The organism is Flavobacteriales bacterium, from assembly GCA_021296215.1.
Classification (GTDB): Bacteria; Bacteroidota; Bacteroidia; order Flavobacteriales; family ECT2AJA-044; genus ECT2AJA-044.
The window spans coordinates 1-15932 of sequence record JAGWBA010000057.1; the positions used below are offsets into that span (position 1 = coordinate 1).

Annotated in this window: 11 protein-coding genes and 1 riboswitch; of the genes, 8 read left to right on the forward strand and 3 right to left on the reverse strand. The window is 51.1% G+C overall.

Going from position 1 to position 15932, the window contains the following annotated elements; genetic code table 11:
- The first annotated feature begins 659 nt into the window (after positions 1 to 659).
- The gene (locus tag J4F31_09290) at positions 660 to 2615 is read left to right on the forward strand and encodes a DUF3857 domain-containing protein (protein MCE2496750.1); all 1956 of its coding nucleotides are present in this window, start codon (positions 660 to 662) and stop codon (positions 2613 to 2615) included.
- Positions 2608 to 3498, forward strand: a complete 891-nt coding sequence (era, locus tag J4F31_09295; protein ID MCE2496751.1) for a GTPase Era — start codon at positions 2608 to 2610, stop codon at positions 3496 to 3498. The genes J4F31_09290 and era overlap by 8 nt, the downstream gene beginning before the upstream one ends.
- A 160-nt stretch (positions 3499 to 3658) precedes the next feature.
- Here era and der read toward each other — a convergent pair whose 3' ends face one another.
- Both der and metK read right to left on the reverse strand, forming a co-directional pair.
- Positions 3659 to 4972: a ribosome biogenesis GTPase Der gene (gene der, locus J4F31_09300; GenBank protein MCE2496752.1), complete on the reverse strand. Its 1314-nt coding sequence runs from the start codon at positions 4970 to 4972 to the stop codon at positions 3659 to 3661.
- 57 nt (positions 4973 to 5029) lie between these two features.
- Entirely contained in the window at positions 5030 to 6292 is a 1263-nt protein-coding gene (gene metK / locus J4F31_09305; GenBank protein MCE2496753.1) for a methionine adenosyltransferase, read from the reverse strand.
- Between the two features lie 357 nt (positions 6293 to 6649).
- Positions 6650 to 6748, forward strand: a riboswitch (SAM riboswitch).
- A 68-nt stretch (positions 6749 to 6816) separates the two neighbouring features.
- On the opposite strand from metK, the gene J4F31_09310 reads away from it, so the two are divergent.
- The 5 genes from J4F31_09310 to J4F31_09330 all read left to right on the forward strand — a co-directional run bounded on the left by J4F31_09310 (position 6817) and on the right by J4F31_09330 (position 13786).
- Positions 6817 to 7818, forward strand: coding sequence for a homocysteine S-methyltransferase family protein (locus J4F31_09310; protein ID MCE2496754.1), 1002 nt, complete (start codon positions 6817 to 6819; stop codon positions 7816 to 7818).
- The gene (gene metH, locus J4F31_09315) at positions 7815 to 10487 is read left to right on the forward strand and encodes a methionine synthase (protein MCE2496755.1); all 2673 of its coding nucleotides are present in this window, start codon (positions 7815 to 7817) and stop codon (positions 10485 to 10487) included. Before J4F31_09310 ends, metH begins: the two co-directional genes overlap by 4 nt.
- A gap of 1 nt (position 10488) precedes the next feature.
- Positions 10489 to 11442, forward strand: a complete 954-nt coding sequence (metF, locus tag J4F31_09320; protein ID MCE2496756.1) for a methylenetetrahydrofolate reductase [NAD(P)H] — start codon at positions 10489 to 10491, stop codon at positions 11440 to 11442.
- 715 nt (positions 11443 to 12157) lie between these two features.
- Complete coding sequence (locus J4F31_09325) at positions 12158 to 12325, forward strand: hypothetical protein (protein ID MCE2496757.1); 168 nt, start codon at positions 12158 to 12160, stop codon at positions 12323 to 12325.
- 6 nt (positions 12326 to 12331) lie between these two features.
- Entirely contained in the window at positions 12332 to 13786 is a 1455-nt protein-coding gene (locus J4F31_09330; protein ID MCE2496758.1) for a T9SS type A sorting domain-containing protein, read from the forward strand.
- Between the two features lie 156 nt (positions 13787 to 13942).
- Here J4F31_09330 and gldA read toward each other — a convergent pair whose 3' ends face one another.
- Positions 13943 to 14842 (reverse strand): gliding motility-associated ABC transporter ATP-binding subunit GldA, encoded by a 900-nt coding sequence (gene gldA, locus J4F31_09335; protein MCE2496759.1) that lies wholly within the window; start codon positions 14840 to 14842, stop codon positions 13943 to 13945.
- Positions 14843 to 14869: 27 nt separating this feature from the next.
- On the opposite strand from gldA, the gene rsgA reads away from it, so the two are divergent.
- Positions 14870 to 15814: a ribosome small subunit-dependent GTPase A gene (gene rsgA / locus J4F31_09340; protein ID MCE2496760.1), complete on the forward strand. Its 945-nt coding sequence runs from the start codon at positions 14870 to 14872 to the stop codon at positions 15812 to 15814.
- Positions 15815 to 15932 lie beyond the last annotated feature (118 nt).

A 15932-nucleotide genomic window follows, 5' to 3' on the forward strand; every position in this document is an offset into this window, starting at 1 on the left:
TTTAGAGGTTATAAATTTATTAAAACCTCTCTCTTAACTTTATGCCCTAAAAAGTTCACTTATTGCTGAAGTCGAACAGACATGATCACCTTTTGTCCGTTTACCGGTCATTACAAAGTTATCAGAACTGAGAGCGTCAGTATGGCTTCCTAAGTCTCTCCAGCGTGCATACCAGTCACGTTCATATAAGCAATAGAAGTAATTTACGGAATCTAATATGGTTGTGTCAACTATATGAGTATGTATGTGTTCATCTTTATCTTGAATGGTTTATAGGTTTTCGTCATACGAGATCCATGTTTGGTTTACTTCACATTCTACCCGGCATCTTGGTCTCTTCGGGTTCTTCTTGACTACCCATATGGTCTGAACTATACGATTCAAGATCCACCGGTAGGCCCTCCAGATTCATTAGAAAAGCACTTGTAATCATGTCATTGAACCGGCAACTCTTAGCAATCCCCAGGAATGCACATCACACCGTATAGTCAAATAACATTCCTCGGCGAATCCGAGCACCACCTGCACATTTTATTGAAGGGTATTTGGGCTATTCCTCTTATAGTTCAACGCCAAGTGAATTCCCGAAAGTTCCGACGGAACTCCGCATCGTGCCGTAGGCACAAAAACTATTGGCGTCCTTTTGCTATTTTAACTCCATGTATCGAAGCCACCTCATTCTGTCGCTGTCGCTGTTGCTTTCGCTGCCCTCACGGGCACAGGACCGCATCAAGTACAAAGACATCGTGTGGCCCGTCGATTCGCACAACATCTTTGTGCCGGAAAAATGGGCCGATGAGCCGGCGGTGATTCTGGAGCGCGTGGTGCGCTATCAGCGGTACGAAGCGCGGAATCGATTCAGTGGAAAGGAGTACGAGATCTACTACAAGATCAAGTTTCAGAAGAACGAAGGGGCCGAGCAGTACCGATATTTCTTTATTCCTTACGTGCCCAATACCACCCTCGATCGGCTCGATGCCCGGCTCACCAAGCCCGATGGTCGGGTAGCCGATATCGATGCCAAGTTTTTTAAAAACAAGCGTATTGAGAAAACGGTATCGGGTTTTTCGCCGGACCAGTTTATCATTTTTGAGGTTCCGACCGTGGAATCAGGCGATCAGCTGGAGCTTTTTTGGCGCTATCAAGGGCATCCGCTGCCGCAGCACATGTATTTCGACGACTACCTGCCTACGGTGCGCAGTACCTATGTGTTGACTCATCCCGAGTACGACCCTTTCCGATATACAACGCACCAAGGGGCTCCCGAGGCGCGGCAAAAAGAGGAGTTCTTTAGACAGGAGTACTTATGGCGCATGACCGATTTGCCGGCTCGAATTAGAGAGGATCATTTTAGTCCGGCCCGCTATTTACCGCATGTGGAACAGGCGTTCGGCCCAACGTTCCAAGACGAATACGGTTGGCCCTTAGCTTGGTGGATCTTTTTACGGCAACTGGATCGATTACAGCTCGATGTGAATGCGCGGTACGACAAACAGCTCGAGGGCTTTTTGCAGGATCTTTGGAGGGGGATTCCGCCCGATCAGGTCACGGCGCGCATCGAAGCCGTACACGAATACTTCAACAAACACCTGACCTTAACGAAGTACCCACGGGGCATCAATATTGGGAACGACATTAACTCGGGTCGAATCCACCCCGATGCGCTGTACATCTTTTACGACGACTTGATCCGGCGGTTCGACATTCCGTATCGGCTTGTGTTGGCCAAAGAGAAGTCGCGCGGAACGCTGGATTCAAATGTCATCAGCTTGGACCAGATCAGCCATGCCTTCTTTGAATTTACCGATACGCAGACCGGCGAACGCCATTTTCTGGTTCCCATGCAGTGGGAGGGTAAGTACGCGTTCGATGAGATTCCCGGCGATCTGCTTTCGACCCGTGCCGTTTTTATTGAGGCTCCCTTGGAAACGGTAACGATCGAAGAATTACCCGGCTTTCCGATCGAGAGGAGCAAGATTCATAAAAGTGCGATCGTGAACTTACGGGGGTACGAGACCGAAGTGACCTTTCCGGTGCGCGAACAATGGACTGGCGCGGCATCGGCCTATTGGTCCGAACTCCGGCAAAAGGGTGTGAACACCGAGCGTCCCACGACCAGGCGATACACCACCCGGCGCGATAAATGGCCCAATTTGGATGAGCGTCCGATGATGGTCGATTTTAACTCCAAGGACGAAGCTTTCAGCACCGAGTGGCAGTATCCGCGAACGGCCACCCAAGTGAACTGGCGGGGCGACACGTTGTCCATCGTGCCGCAGGCACTATTGCAAGCCGAGCAAGTGTATAGCGGGCCGGTAAAACGCGTGTACCCGCTGCATTTGCCGTATGCCGGAATTGAGCAAAACGATGTTTATCTGCAGTTCGGTCGTGACATGGTGCCCTTGACCTTTCCGGGGTACAACTGGCGATTACCCGAGCTTATGGAGGCGCGATTTTCGGTGGAACGGGTCGATAACCAGACCTACCGACTGCATTTTTTCTGCGTCTACCTCAAAGACACGTATTCCCCGGAAGAGGCCGTGCAAATGCGTACCTTGTGGCGCGAGATCAACCGGGCGCTGAACGTGCCCTTCCGAATGGCCGTCAATGAGTGAAACACCACATAAAGCAGGATTCGTCAACATCATCGGGAACCCTAACGTGGGGAAATCGACCCTGATGAACGCCTTGGTGGGCGAGCGATTGTCGATCATTACCAACAAAGCGCAGACCACGCGCCACCGTATTTTGGGGATCGTGAACCAGCCCGATTATCAGATCGTGTTCAGCGACACCCCCGGGGTCATTGTGCCCGCATACAAGCTCCAAGAGAGCATGATGGACTTCGTGAAATCGGCCTTTCAGGACGCCGATGTTTTGATCTACATGGTGGAGCCGGGCGAAAAGCGACTGAAAGATGAAGCCCTGTTCGAACGCCTCAAAAAGAACGATATCCCGCTGTTGTTGGTGATCAACAAAATTGATACAACGGAGCCTCAGCGGCTCGAAGAGTATGCCGCGTACTGGAAAGAACAGTTTCCGCGCGCCGAAGTCATTCCCATTTCCGCACTCGAAAATTTTGGGGTGGAACCGCTGTTGAATCGGATCGTGGAGCTACTGCCCGAATCGCCCCCGTATTTCGACAAAGACGCGCTCACCGACAAATCGGAGCGCTTTTTCGTGGAAGAGGCTGTGCGCAAGCAAATCCTACTGAACTACAAAAAGGAAGTGCCTTATTCGGTGGAGATCGAAGTGGAGGAGTTCAAGGAGGAAGAGCGCATCATCCGCATTAGGGCCATTATTATGGTCGCTCGCGAAACACAAAAAGGCATCATCATTGGCCACCGGGGCAAAATGATCAAAAAGGTGGGAACCAACGCCCGGAAGGAGCTGCAAGATTTCTTCCAAAAACACATTCATCTCGAACTATTCGTGAAGGTCGCCAAGGACTGGAGGGATAGTGATCGAGATCTGAAGCGGTTTGGATACAAGTCGTGATCGTTTTGTTATCAGTTTCATAAGTGGCACTGCGCTATTAGCTTTATAAGCGGCGTCCTTCATGAAGGCAAGTCACTTATACCACTTATTGCACCGTCAGGTGCCACTGATATCACTGATACCACTTATCGCCCCGCCGGGGGCCACTGATACCCCTTCTTTACTTTTTCCGGAAATAAATCGTGATTGGTACGCCTGAAAAATCAAACATCTCCCGGAATCGATTTTCCAAGAATCGACGATACGGATCCTTAATGTACTGCGGTAAATTCGCGAAGAAGGCGAATTGAGGGGTATTCGTCGGCAGCTGGGTGATGTACTTGATCTTAATGAACTTTCCTTTGGTCGAAGGGGGCGGGTTTTCCTTGATGATCGGTAAAAACAATTCGTTAAGCTTGCTGGTACTGATGCGTTGTTTGCGACGCTCATACACTGCCATAGCCGTCTCAATGGCTTTGAAGATCCGCTGCTTGGTAATGGCCGAAATGAACACAATAGGCACATCGGTAAACGGTGCAATGCGCTCGCGTATGGCCTTTTCGTACTGTTTGGTGGTATTGGTTTCTTTTTCGACCAGGTCCCACTTGTTCACCAAGATCACTACTCCTTTCTTGTTGCGCTCGGCCAAGTGGAAAATATTCAGATCCTGAGACTCAAACCCCCGGGTAGCATCGATCACTACCAAAATAACATCGCTGTATTCAATGGCTCTAATAGCCCGCATGACCGAATAAAACTCGAGGTCTTCGTGTACTTTTCCTTTCTTTCGGATTCCGGCCGTATCGACCAACTCGAATTCCAATCCGAACTGGTTATAATGCGTGTTCAGGCTATCGCGCGTAGTTCCGGCGATGTCGGTCACAATGTTCCGATCCTCGCCCATGAGGGCGTTCAAGAGAGAACTCTTCCCCACGTTGGGGCGCCCAACAATGCTAAATCGGAGCAGAGCATCTTCGTCTTCGACCTCTTCTTCGGGTCGCGGGATGTGCTCAACCACAGCATCCAGGAGTTCCCCGGTGCCGCTTCCGTTGATGGAGCTCAAGGTGAAGTACTCGCCCAGTCCCAGCGCGTAGAATTCGGTGGCGTCCGCGGCGTGAATCGGCGTATCGACTTTATTGACGACCAAAAATACCGGCTTATCGGTGCGGCGCAGCAAGGCCGCCACGTCTTGATCCATATCTGTAACGCCCGCCTGCACATCCACCATAAACAGAATGATGTCCGCTTCGTCGATGGCTATCAGTACTTGGCGACGTATCTCGGCTTCAAAACGATCGTCTGAGCCGGTAATGTATCCGCCGGTATCCACGAGCGAAAACGAACGCCCGTTCCAATCTGATTTTCCGTAATGCCGATCGCGCGTGACCCCCGAAATGGAATCCACGATTGCTTGCCGCTGCTGAGTCATGCGGTTAAAAAACGTCGATTTACCCACATTGGGTCTACCGATCACAGCTACGAGTTTCTCTGCCATGCCGCAAAGGTAGGGGTTTTGCGCCTACGGCGCGATGCATAAGTACGATCGCCCGTTTTACAGTCCGAACGCGGCTTTGATGTCGTCGACGCGATCGAGTTTTTCCCAGGTGAAAAGCTCTACATCGCGCTCAATGACCTCTACGCCATTTCCGTCGGGGCGAGCGAAGGTCTTTTTCACCACCTCGTTTGTTCGGCCCATATGTCCGTATGCGGCTGTTTCGCCGTACATGGGTTGACGCAATTTGAGGTTCTTTTCGATGAATCCCGGACGTAAATCGAACAGTTCACTCACCTTCGCCGCGATTTCTCCATCGTTAATATCCACATTTGCTGTGCCGTAGGTGTCGACAAAAACACCCATGGGTTTTACTACGCCAATCGCGTAGCTTACTTGAACCAAGATATGATCGGCGACTCCGGCCGCCACCAAGTTCTTAGCGATGTGGCGCGTGGCGTAAGCCGCCGAGCGGTCTACTTTACTGGGGTCCTTTCCACTAAAAGCTCCACCACCGTGGGCTCCTTTTCCTCCGTAAGTGTCCACGATGATCTTACGACCGGTAAGGCCTGTATCGCCGTGGGGTCCGCCGATGACGAACTTTCCGGTCGGATTAATATGATAGGTGATATCGTCGGTAAACAGCTTCTGGATCGGTGCGCTGCACTTAGCTTTTACGCGAGGGATCAGGATGTTGACGATATCTTCTTTGATCTTGGCGAGCATGGCCTTTTCTTCATCGAAATCGTCGTGCTGGGTGCTCACCACGATGTCTTTAATGCGCACCGGCTGGTGCTCATCGTTGTACTCAATGGTCACTTGGCTCTTGGCGTCGGGGCGTAAATAAGGAATAGCATCCCCTTCGCGCCGCAAGGCGGCAAGCTCCTGTAAAATGAGGTGGCTGAGGTCGAGCGCCAACGGCATCAAGTTCTCGGTTTCGTTGGTCGCGTAACCGAACATCATACCTTGGTCGCCGGCTCCTTGCTCTTCGATGGATCCGCGGTCTACCCCTTGGTTGATGTCTGAGCTTTGCTCGTGCAATGCGCTGAAGATTCCACAGCTATTGCCCTCGAACATATAAGCGCTTTTGGTGTAGCCTATGCGGTTGATGACGTCGCGAGTGATCTGCTGAACGTCTAAATAGGTTTGCGATTTGATCTCACCTGCCAGAACGACTTGACCCGTGGTCACGAGAGTTTCGCATGCTACTTTGGATTGGGCATCGAAGGCCAAAAAATGATCGAGAATGGCGTCGCTAATTTGATCGGCGACTTTATCGGGGTGCCCTTCGGACACGGATTCTGAAGTAAAATAATAAGACATATTCCTCTGCTCTTTTTGCGTTGGCAGTGGAGGGGGTGTCCGATAAATGCTAGGAAAATCCTGTTTTAGCATTTTTTAGCGTGGTTGCAATCAGACAAATCCTTCCACTGATGATGTTGGCGGCAAATATAAAGACTTTTCACTTATTACATAGTTAATTCGCCTGGCGAGTATGTTTGCTTCGCAAGTTGATTCGCTACGCGAGTTACTTTGCCACAAAACGTGGTTAATAAGTCGTTTGGAACAATGATTTTCTTTCTCCACGAGAAAATGCACTTCGCGCTTAGCGCGAAATTAACTTTCAACGAAAATTCACTTTTTCTTGGAATTTCAACTCCCCGACCTTTACTTTGCTCTTGCTTATCAAGAAAGACCGAGGGTAGGGCCCGTCGACGTCTTGGCAACCCGGAAAAGCCGGGTGCTAATTCCCGCTCCGATTAAGGAGAGAGATGAGCGAAGTACTTCACAAACACTTCACCCCATCCCTTCTTACTTTCTCGATAAGCCTCTAAAACAAGAGGCCAATGAGTCATTTGATAGAAGATATTTCGCGTGAGCGCATACTCGTACTCGATGGAGCTATGGGCACTATGATCCAGCGCCACAAACTCGGCGAAGCGGAATACCGCGGTGAGCGTTTTGCCCAGTGGTCCAGTGATCTAAAGGGAAACAATGACTTGCTTTCGCTCACTCAACCCGACATTATTCGCGGTATTCATGAAGAGTACCTGGCGGCCGGAGCCGACATACTCGAGACAAACACCTTTTCGGGCACCCGGGTGGCCCAAAGCGATTACGGCACTGAAGAGTTTACCTACGAGATCAACAAGCGCTCGGCTGAACTGGCCAAAGAGGCCTGTGCTAAATTCACTGATAAACCGCGATTCGTAGCCGGGGCCATGGGCCCGACGAACAAGACTTTGAGCTTGTCGCCCGATGTGAACGATCCGGGCTACCGGGCCATGACGTTTGATGAGTTGCGCGATCAATATGCCGAACAGGCGCGGGGACTGCTCGACGGCGGAGGCGACGTATTGTTGGTCGAGACGGTTTTCGATACGCTGAATGCCAAGGCGGCGTTGTTCGCCATTGAACAAGAGTTCGAGCGCCGGGGCGAGCGGGTTCCGGTGATGGTATCGGGAACGATCACCGACGCTTCGGGCCGCACCTTGAGTGGGCAAACCCCCGAGGCCTTTTTGGTGAGCATGAGTCATGTGGATCTGTTTTCGATCGGATTCAATTGCGCCCTGGGGGCCGAACAGCTCTTTCCCTATGTGCAGACCTTGGGGCGTATAAGCCCTTTCCGGGTGAGCGTATATCCGAATGCGGGTTTGCCCAATGCGTTCGGCGATTACGATCAAAGCCCCGAACAAATGGGCAAACTGGTCGAAGAGTACTTGAAGCTCAACCTCGTCAACGTTATTGGCGGCTGTTGCGGAACTACGCCGGATCACATTAAAGTGATCGCCGAAACAGCGGCTCGTTACCATCCACGTCCTTACCACGCTAAAGCTACTGCCGTATGAGCCAGTACCTACAACTGAGCGGACTCGAGCCGCTGACGGTGCGGCCCGACAGCAACTTCGTCAATATAGGTGAGCGCACCAACGTCACCGGATCGCGGAAATTTCTTCGACTGATTAAAGAAGATCTTTACGATGAGGCCCTAGAAGTAGCGCGCGACCAGGTCGAAGGAGGAGCGCAGATTCTCGATGTCAACATGGACGAAGGCCTGATCGACGGAGCCGAGGCCATGAAAAAGTTCTTGAATCTGATCGCCGCCGAACCCGACATTGCGCGGGTGCCCATTATGATCGACAGCTCCAAATGGGAGGTTATCGAGGCCGGACTCCAATGCGTGCAGGGTAAGTCGGTAGTGAACTCGATCTCGTTGAAAGGCGGAGTGGATGAGTTTAAAGAACAGGCCCGACAAGTAAAGATGTACGGCGCGGCCGTGGTGGTCATGGCCTTCGATGAGGAAGGTCAGGCCGATACCTTCGAACGCCGCATAGCCATTTGTGAACGAGCGTATCGAATTTTGGTCGACGAGGTGCATTTTGCTCCACAAGACATCATTTTTGATCCGAATATTTTTCCCGTAGCTACGGGGATGGACGAGCACCGTAAAAACGCCATCGACTTCTTTAGAGCCGCTAAGTGGATCCGTGAGCATTTGCCCGGAGCTCAGGTGAGCGGCGGAGTGAGTAATGTGAGTTTCAGCTTTAGAGGAAACACCGCAGTACGCGAAGCTATGCACAGTGCTTTCCTGTACTACGGTATCAAGCACGGCATGAACATGGGGATCGTGAATCCGACCATGTTGAAAGTCTACGACGAAATCGATCCCGAACTCCTGGAGCACGTGGAAGATGTGCTGCTCGATCGCCGCGACGATGCTACCGAGCGTTTGCTCGATTTGGCAGAGAAGTACCGCGGTACCACCCAAGCGAAAGCCGAGAAAGATCTCCGTTGGCGCGAGGGCGATTTTAACGAGCGTCTGGAGCACGCGTTGGTCAAAGGAATTGTGGAGTTCATTGAAGAGGACGTTGAAGAGGCTCGACAAGCCTTGGATAAGCCATTGCAAGTGATCGAAGGGCCGCTTATGGCCGGAATGAATGTGGTGGGTGACTTGTTCGGTTCCGGCAAGATGTTTTTACCGCAGGTGGTCAAGAGCGCGCGGGTGATGAAAAAAGCTGTGGCTTATTTATTGCCCTACTTGGAAGCCGAGAAGGAAACGGCGGGCCGCAAAGCCGGCAAGATCCTTTTGGCGACGGTGAAAGGCGACGTGCACGACATCGGTAAAAACATCGTGAGCGTGGTGTTGGCCTGCAACAATTTTGAGGTCATCGATTTGGGGGTTATGGTGGCTCCCGAGAAAATATTAGACGAAGCAGTAAAGCACGAGGTTGATATTGTAGGCCTCAGCGGCCTGATAACCCCCTCGCTCGATGAAATGGTATATGTGGCCAAGGAATTAAAGCGACGCGGTTTAAAGCAGCCGCTGTTGATTGGTGGGGCTACCACCAGCCGCGCCCATACGGCGGTCAAAATTGTTCCCGAGCGCGAAGAACCTGTAGTACATGTGCTCGATGCATCGAAGGCGGTGAACGTGGCCGGAAAACTGTTGAACAAAGAAGCCAAGGAGGCTTATTGGAGCGAGCTCACGGAAGAATACACTCGACTGCGCGAAGGCTACTGGAAGCGAAACCGTGAGAAGCGCTACGTGAATTTAGACCAAGCTAGAGCGAACAAATTGGCTATCGACTGGAAAGCGGAGGATGTTTACGAGCCGAGAAAGCCGGGCGTGCATTACTTCGACGATTACGATTTGCGCGAAATAGCGCAATACATCGACTGGACACCTTTCTTTCAGACTTGGGAGTTGTACGGTAAGTTTCCGGCCATATTAGACGATGAGGTCGTTGGCGTGGAAGCGAGTAAGCTGTATGAAGAGGCGAAGGAACTGCTCGAAGACCTGATCGTAAACAAGCGACTGAAAGCCCGTGCGGCAGTGGGATTGTGGCCAGCGCAGTCCGTTGGAGACGACATCGAGGTGTACAGGGATGCATCGCGCCGCGAGGCGCAGGAAATATTGGTTACGCTGCGACAGCAGACGGAGAAAGCGAAAGGTCAGCCAAATTTGGCACTAGCCGATTTTGTGGCGCCGAAGGAAAGCGGACTTGAGGACTGGGTTGGTGGATTTGTGGTGACGGCCGGACATGGCATTGAGGCCGTTTTGGAGCAATACGAGGCCGATCACGACGATTACCACGCCATTATGGTGAAGGCCTTGGCGGACCGATTGGCGGAAGCTTTTGCGGAATTGATGCACGAGAAGGTGCGTCGCGATCTGTGGGGATATGCCGGGGACGAGCAATTGGATAATGAGGATTTGATTCGAGAAAAATATCAGGGAATCAGGCCGGCTCCCGGTTATCCGGCGTGTCCGGACCACCAGGAGAAAAAGGCCTTGTTTCGCTTGCTCGATGCCACGGAGCGGGTAGGGGTAACCTTGACCGAGAATTTGGCCATGTACCCCGCAGCGAGTGTGAGCGGGTACTACTTTGCACATCCTCAATCGAAGTATTTTGGCCTCGGCCGCATTAAAGAAGACCAGGTTGCGGATTACGCACGGTGCCGCGGGGTGCCTGTAGATCTGGCAGAGCGTTATTTAAGTTCAAATTTGGGATATTGAGATGAAGATTACCGAACATATCGCCCAGATTAAGGGCACCCTTTTTTCGTTTGAGATACTGCCGCCGTTGAAGGGCGAGACCATCGACAGCATCTTTGGAGCAATTGATCCGCTGATGGAGTTCGACCCGCCCTTTATCGATGTGACGTACCACCGCGAGGAGTTCGTTTACCGGGACCGCGGGAATGGATTGTTAGAGCGGCGAGTTACGCGAAAAAGGCCAGGAACGGTGGCTATTTGCGCCGCCATTCAGAACAAGTACAACGTGGATGCCGTACCGCATTTGATCTGCGGAGGGTTTAATCAGGAGGAGACCGAAAACGCCTTGATCGATCTGCATTTTTTGGGTATCGATAACGTATTGGTGTTGCGCGGAGATCCGATCAAGACCGAGACCTATTTCAAGGCAGAGGACGGGGGGCACCAGTATGCCACGGAGTTGTTGGCACAGGTGATCGACATGAATCAGGGGAGGTACTTGGAAGAGGAGTTGAAGAATGCGCAGCCAACGAATTTTTGTGCAGGGGTGGCCGGTTATCCTGAAAAGCACTTTGAAGCGCCGAACATGAAGAACGACCTTAAGTGGCTGAAGAAAAAGGTGGATTTGGGGGCTGAGTTCATTGTGACGCAAATGTTCTTCGACAACCAGAAGTACTTCGATTTTGTGGATCAATGCCGGGCTGAGGGTATTGAGGTGCCCATTATTCCAGGATTGAAGCCGTTGGCTACAGCGCGGCAGTTGAGCTTGTTGCCCCAGCGCTTTCATATCGATATACCGGAAGATCTGGCCGATGCCGCGCTTAAGGCCAAGGATAATGCCGCTGTTCGGGAAGTAGGTATTGAATGGGCGGTAGAGCAATGTAAGGAGCTCGTTGAGCGCGGCGCTCCTGTACTGCATTTTTACACGATGGGTCGACCGGATAATATTCGAAGGATCGCGAAAGAAGTATTCTAATTTGCGCAAAGCGCAAGTTCATTCGACCCTTGGCCGAGTTTATTTGAGCCGTGCTCAAGTGAATTGGTGCTGCGCACCAGTTAGTTCCTAACGGAGTTATATTTCGTTTACTCGCTGCAGGCGAATACACTTCGATACAGCCGAAATATACTCGCGTAGCGAATTCACTTTGGTCGCTCCAAAATAGGTTCGCAAAGAGAACCAAACCTGTGATTTATACGGCCAACTCCACTTGTTATTCCTAATCAGTACTGATACCTTGATGCTGGGTTAATAACTTAAAAATCAGTACTATGAACTTAGAAGGATTTATTTTTCGGGCGCTTGTGCGCATTCCCTATCCGGGCTACTTCGCATTTCTGGCTTCTTTTTCGAACACCAGAACGAAAGATCAGCGAACTACAACCCTATGAGGTGCCCGGCATACCACTGTTGAGCCCCAAGAGCGATCTTGGGGTTTCTTTTTTGTAGCAGCTAGATCGCGATGAGGTCCTGCGGATCGGGTTTGCCTCGGGTAAATGGGACCTCGCTGCGCGAAATGAGATTTTTACGCTTAGCAAAACGCCATGAACTGGAGACTAGTTGCTTTCCAACTAAGACCTCAACACTAAGTACTAATTTTTCGGCCTACGGCCGGATGTGTGATTTTATCGGTGATTTGAATTTTACAGGAGCAGTTGATCTTACTAGCTTGGGTCAAAAGATCAGTACTACTATGAAACGATTGATACTCCTATCCATGGTGTGGCTATTCAGCTGTGCCCATGCCCAGAATTTTAAAAGTGTAGATACCAATGTCGTGAAGATGGGTATTAATGCCGACGGGGGCCACTTCTGGGATTATGCCGGAAGTTTGCACGAAGTACCCCGAGGAACGGGATAAAAGACCTTGTTCGCGGGCGAATGGTGGATCGGCGGCTTAGACGACAAGGGTAGTCTGCATATTTCAGCTGAGACCTATCGCCAAATTCAAGACCCTTACAGAGCGGGACCTGCCAATGATTTGGATACGACCATGCCGGCCACGGATAAAGTTTGGAAGGTCTCGCGGAGTCAAATAATCGATCACCAAATGCATTTTCCCGATCCAAATTACAGCATTCCTATAGATATTCTGACCTGGCCGGGCAATGGCGACGTATCTATTGGTGAATCGGCTCAACTAGCTCCTTATTTCGACGTGAACGGTAATGGCATTTACGAGCCAACCCAAGGGGATTTCCCTTGCATTCGTGGCGATATGGCCGTATACGCCATTTATAGCGATGATTTTCACTCGATATTTCCAGCCAACGTTGAGGTGCACACCATGCTTTACGCCTTTAACGGATATCCGGGTGTGCCTGAGCTCGACTCAGTCGTTTTTAACCATACAAGATTTATATATAAAGGACAAATGCAACTCACGGATGTGTACGCCGGGCAATTCATCGATTTTGATTTGGGTGACTACACCGACGACTACGTCGGCTGTGATGTGGAGCGCAATCTTTTTTACGCCTATAATGGTGATGAATTCGATGGCCAAGGTGGATACGGTTTAAATCCGCCCGCTCAAGGTGTTCGAATCCTCAAAGGCCCTTTGGCGGCAATAAACGATGGCATCGATAATGATCACGACAGTATAGTCGACGAACCTTCCGAAACGCTCGGATTATTCGGGTTCATGTCATATTCGAGTTTCCTGCATGATGCTAATGGAGTGCCTTCTAACGCTTTCGAGTATTATTACAGTCTACACGGGAAGTGGAACGACGGAACGCAAATGGTGTTCAATCAAACCAACGGTCACGCGCCTACCGGTGGTCCGGGTACTCCGACTACTTTTCTATACCCTTCAGTTACCGACCCGAATTATCCTGGAGTCGACTGGTCTGAAGCTACCGCTGGCAATATACCTTCGGAACGAAGGGTTTTGGGCAGTGTTGGCCCCATGACACTCAACCCTGGAGACGAACTCCAATTCGACCTCATGTACGGCTATTCCAGGGCTTTTTCCGGCGGTCGAATGGCAAGTTTGGGAACCATGCGAAACCAGTCGGATGCGGTTGCCCAATGGTTTGAGCAGCAAGATTTCGCTTGTACGAGTTCAATAGGTCTGGACGAAGCCGAAGTGCATGTTGGCATTTACCCAAATCCAACTTCGAACTATCTCAACGTGTCCATAGATGCGCCGATTCCCATTCACTGGACGCTGTATGCACTGAATGGTCAAGTTGTAACGCAAGGCGATTCGAGCGATTCGGGCTTCCAAATCGATGTTCGCAATCTGCCCAAAGCCTCCTATCTGATCGAGATCTCTGGTCCGGGCGTTCAAGTGACGAAACCGGTGGTAGTACAGTGATATGAGTGATGTAAGTGGCGCTGCGAGCAAGAAGTGGGATCAGTGCTATAAGTGCTATGAGTGGCGCGTTGCTCTATCAGTGTTTTAGGTGATTTGAATAGTGCTACCCTAATTAAGCATTCGAATATCGGCCTGCGGCCGGATGCGCAACTCCCGTTACTTCGTCAACTCTTGAAATACGCGTTCCAACGACTTGCTCTCCTGAGCGATCTCGAGGATCGTCGTATCCTGTTCAACGGCGAACCGGAAGAGGGCCTTGCGGAGGTCCTTTCCGCTGGCCGATTCGACCGAGTAGGTGTTCTTTTTGAGTTCTCGGACCGAGTCGGCCCCGGGGAGTATTTTCAATGCCGCTGTATCGACCTTATCTTCAAATTCCACCTTGACTACTTGTCGGTTCGAGGTGAGCTTTGAGAGTTCCTCGGTCGGTTTGTCGGCTACGATGCGCCCTTTATTGATGATGATCACCCGATCGCAAATGGCTTCCACTTCCTGCATGATGTGGGTCGAGAGCATGATCGTTTTGTCTTTGGCGATGGCCTTGATAAGGTCGCGGATCTCGACGATTTGGTTGGGGTCGAGGCCGGTCGTGGGCTCATCCAAGATCAACACCTTTGAATCGTGCAGCAAGGCGGCCGCGAGTCCGACCCGTTGCCGATACCCTTTTGACAGGGCCTCGATCTTCTTGTGTTTTTCGGGGGTAAGACCCGTGCGCTCGATCATCTCATCGACCCGCAGGGTCGGCGCCCCGGAAAGCCCGGCCACGAAAGTCAAAAACTCACGCACGTACATATCGAGGTAGAGGGGATTGTGCTCGGGTAGGTAGCCGACTTGCTCGCGGACTTTCATCGATTCTTCTTCGACATCGAAGCCATTGACCTTTACTTTTCCGGCCGTTTGGGGCAGGTAGCAGGTCAAGATCTTCATCATGGTCGACTTACCCGCACCATTGGGGCCGAGAAATCCGACGATCTCGCCGGTATCGATCGAAAATGAGACTTGGTCGAGCGCTTTTTGATCGCCGTATATCTTGCTGACTTCCTTCACCTCTATGCTCATAGGGTCAAATATAACTAACTTGCCGCCATGAAAGGACGTGTGACCAAAAGTACGGGGAGTTGGTACTCAGTGGACCTCGAAAACGGGGAGTCGCTGGAGGCGCGCATCAAGGGTAAATTCCGCACCCAGGGCATCAAGAGTACGAATCCGGTAGCGGTAGGCGACCGGGTCGATGTAGAGCTCGAAGAAGGCCTTGATACAGGGGTCATTGGCGCCATTTACGACCGCTCGAACTACATCGTGCGCAAAAGCGTGAATTTGTCGAAGCGCACGCATATCCTAGCTGCGAACATCGATCAGGCATTGTTGGTGGCCACTTTGAACTACCCGAAGACCTACACCGCCTTTATCGACCGTTTTCTGGTGACCGCCGAAGCGTATGATATTCCGGCTGTGATCGTGTTTAATAAGATCGATCTTCTCAACGATGAGGAAGTGGAGGAGCTGGCATATCTGATGGCCCTGTATGAGAATATCGGCTACGAGGTACTCGGTACGGTAGCAACCAAAGGACGCGGAATAAAGGACTTGAAAGACTTACTGCACGATTGCGTGAGCTTGGTCTCGGGGAATAGCGGGGTAGGTAAGAGCACCCTGATCAATCAGGTGGATCCCAACCTCGACCTCAAGACTACGGAGATATCCGGGGCTTTTGAAGTAGGTCAGCACACGACGACCTTCGCCGAGATGTTCCGTTTGGCCGACGGAGGATACATCATCGATACACCCGGAATCAAGGGCTTTGGAGTGGTCGACATGGACAAGTACGAGATCACCGATTATTTCCCCGAAATGTTCGATCTCAAGCACGAATGCAAGTTCAATAACTGTCTGCATCAGGACGAGCCAAAATGCGCTGTTAAAGCCGCAGTAGAAGCCGGTGAAATTGCCTATTCACGCTATCGTAGTTACCTTAGCTTGGTCAATGGCGACGAAGATAGTTCTCCCTATCGGGAGGATGAGTATAAATAGCCGTTGGCTATTAGCCTTTAGCCATTAGCGTTGTGTCCTTCCCTGATATAGGTTGACCAAAAATCAACATGTATCGTGAAAGCGAATTTAAGGAAGATCAAAAAGGGACGTGTTTACA

Bases quoted from the DNA above. Each gene is read 5' to 3' on its own strand.
- J4F31_09290 (MCE2496750.1), top strand. From the start codon at position 660: ATGTATCGAAGCCACCTCATTCTGTCGCTGTCGCTGTTGCTTTCGCTG.
- era (MCE2496751.1), top strand. From the start codon at position 2,608: ATGAGTGAAACACCACATAAAGCAGGATTCGTCAACATCATCGGGAAC.
- metF (MCE2496756.1), top strand. From the start codon at position 10,489: ATGAAGATTACCGAACATATCGCCCAGATTAAGGGCACCCTTTTTTCG.
- J4F31_09325 (MCE2496757.1), top strand. From the start codon at position 12,158: ATGAAACGATTGATACTCCTATCCATGGTGTGGCTATTCAGCTGTGCC.
- rsgA (MCE2496760.1), top strand. From the start codon at position 14,870: ATGAAAGGACGTGTGACCAAAAGTACGGGGAGTTGGTACTCAGTGGAC.
- der (MCE2496752.1), bottom strand. From the start codon at position 4,972: ATGGCAGAGAAACTCGTAGCTGTGATCGGTAGACCCAATGTGGGTAAA.
- J4F31_09310 (MCE2496754.1), top strand. From the start codon at position 6,817: ATGAGTCATTTGATAGAAGATATTTCGCGTGAGCGCATACTCGTACTC.
- gldA (MCE2496759.1), bottom strand. From the start codon at position 14,842: ATGAGCATAGAGGTGAAGGAAGTCAGCAAGATATACGGCGATCAAAAA.
- metH (MCE2496755.1), top strand. From the start codon at position 7,815: ATGAGCCAGTACCTACAACTGAGCGGACTCGAGCCGCTGACGGTGCGG.
- metK (MCE2496753.1), bottom strand. From the start codon at position 6,292: ATGTCTTATTATTTTACTTCAGAATCCGTGTCCGAAGGGCACCCCGAT.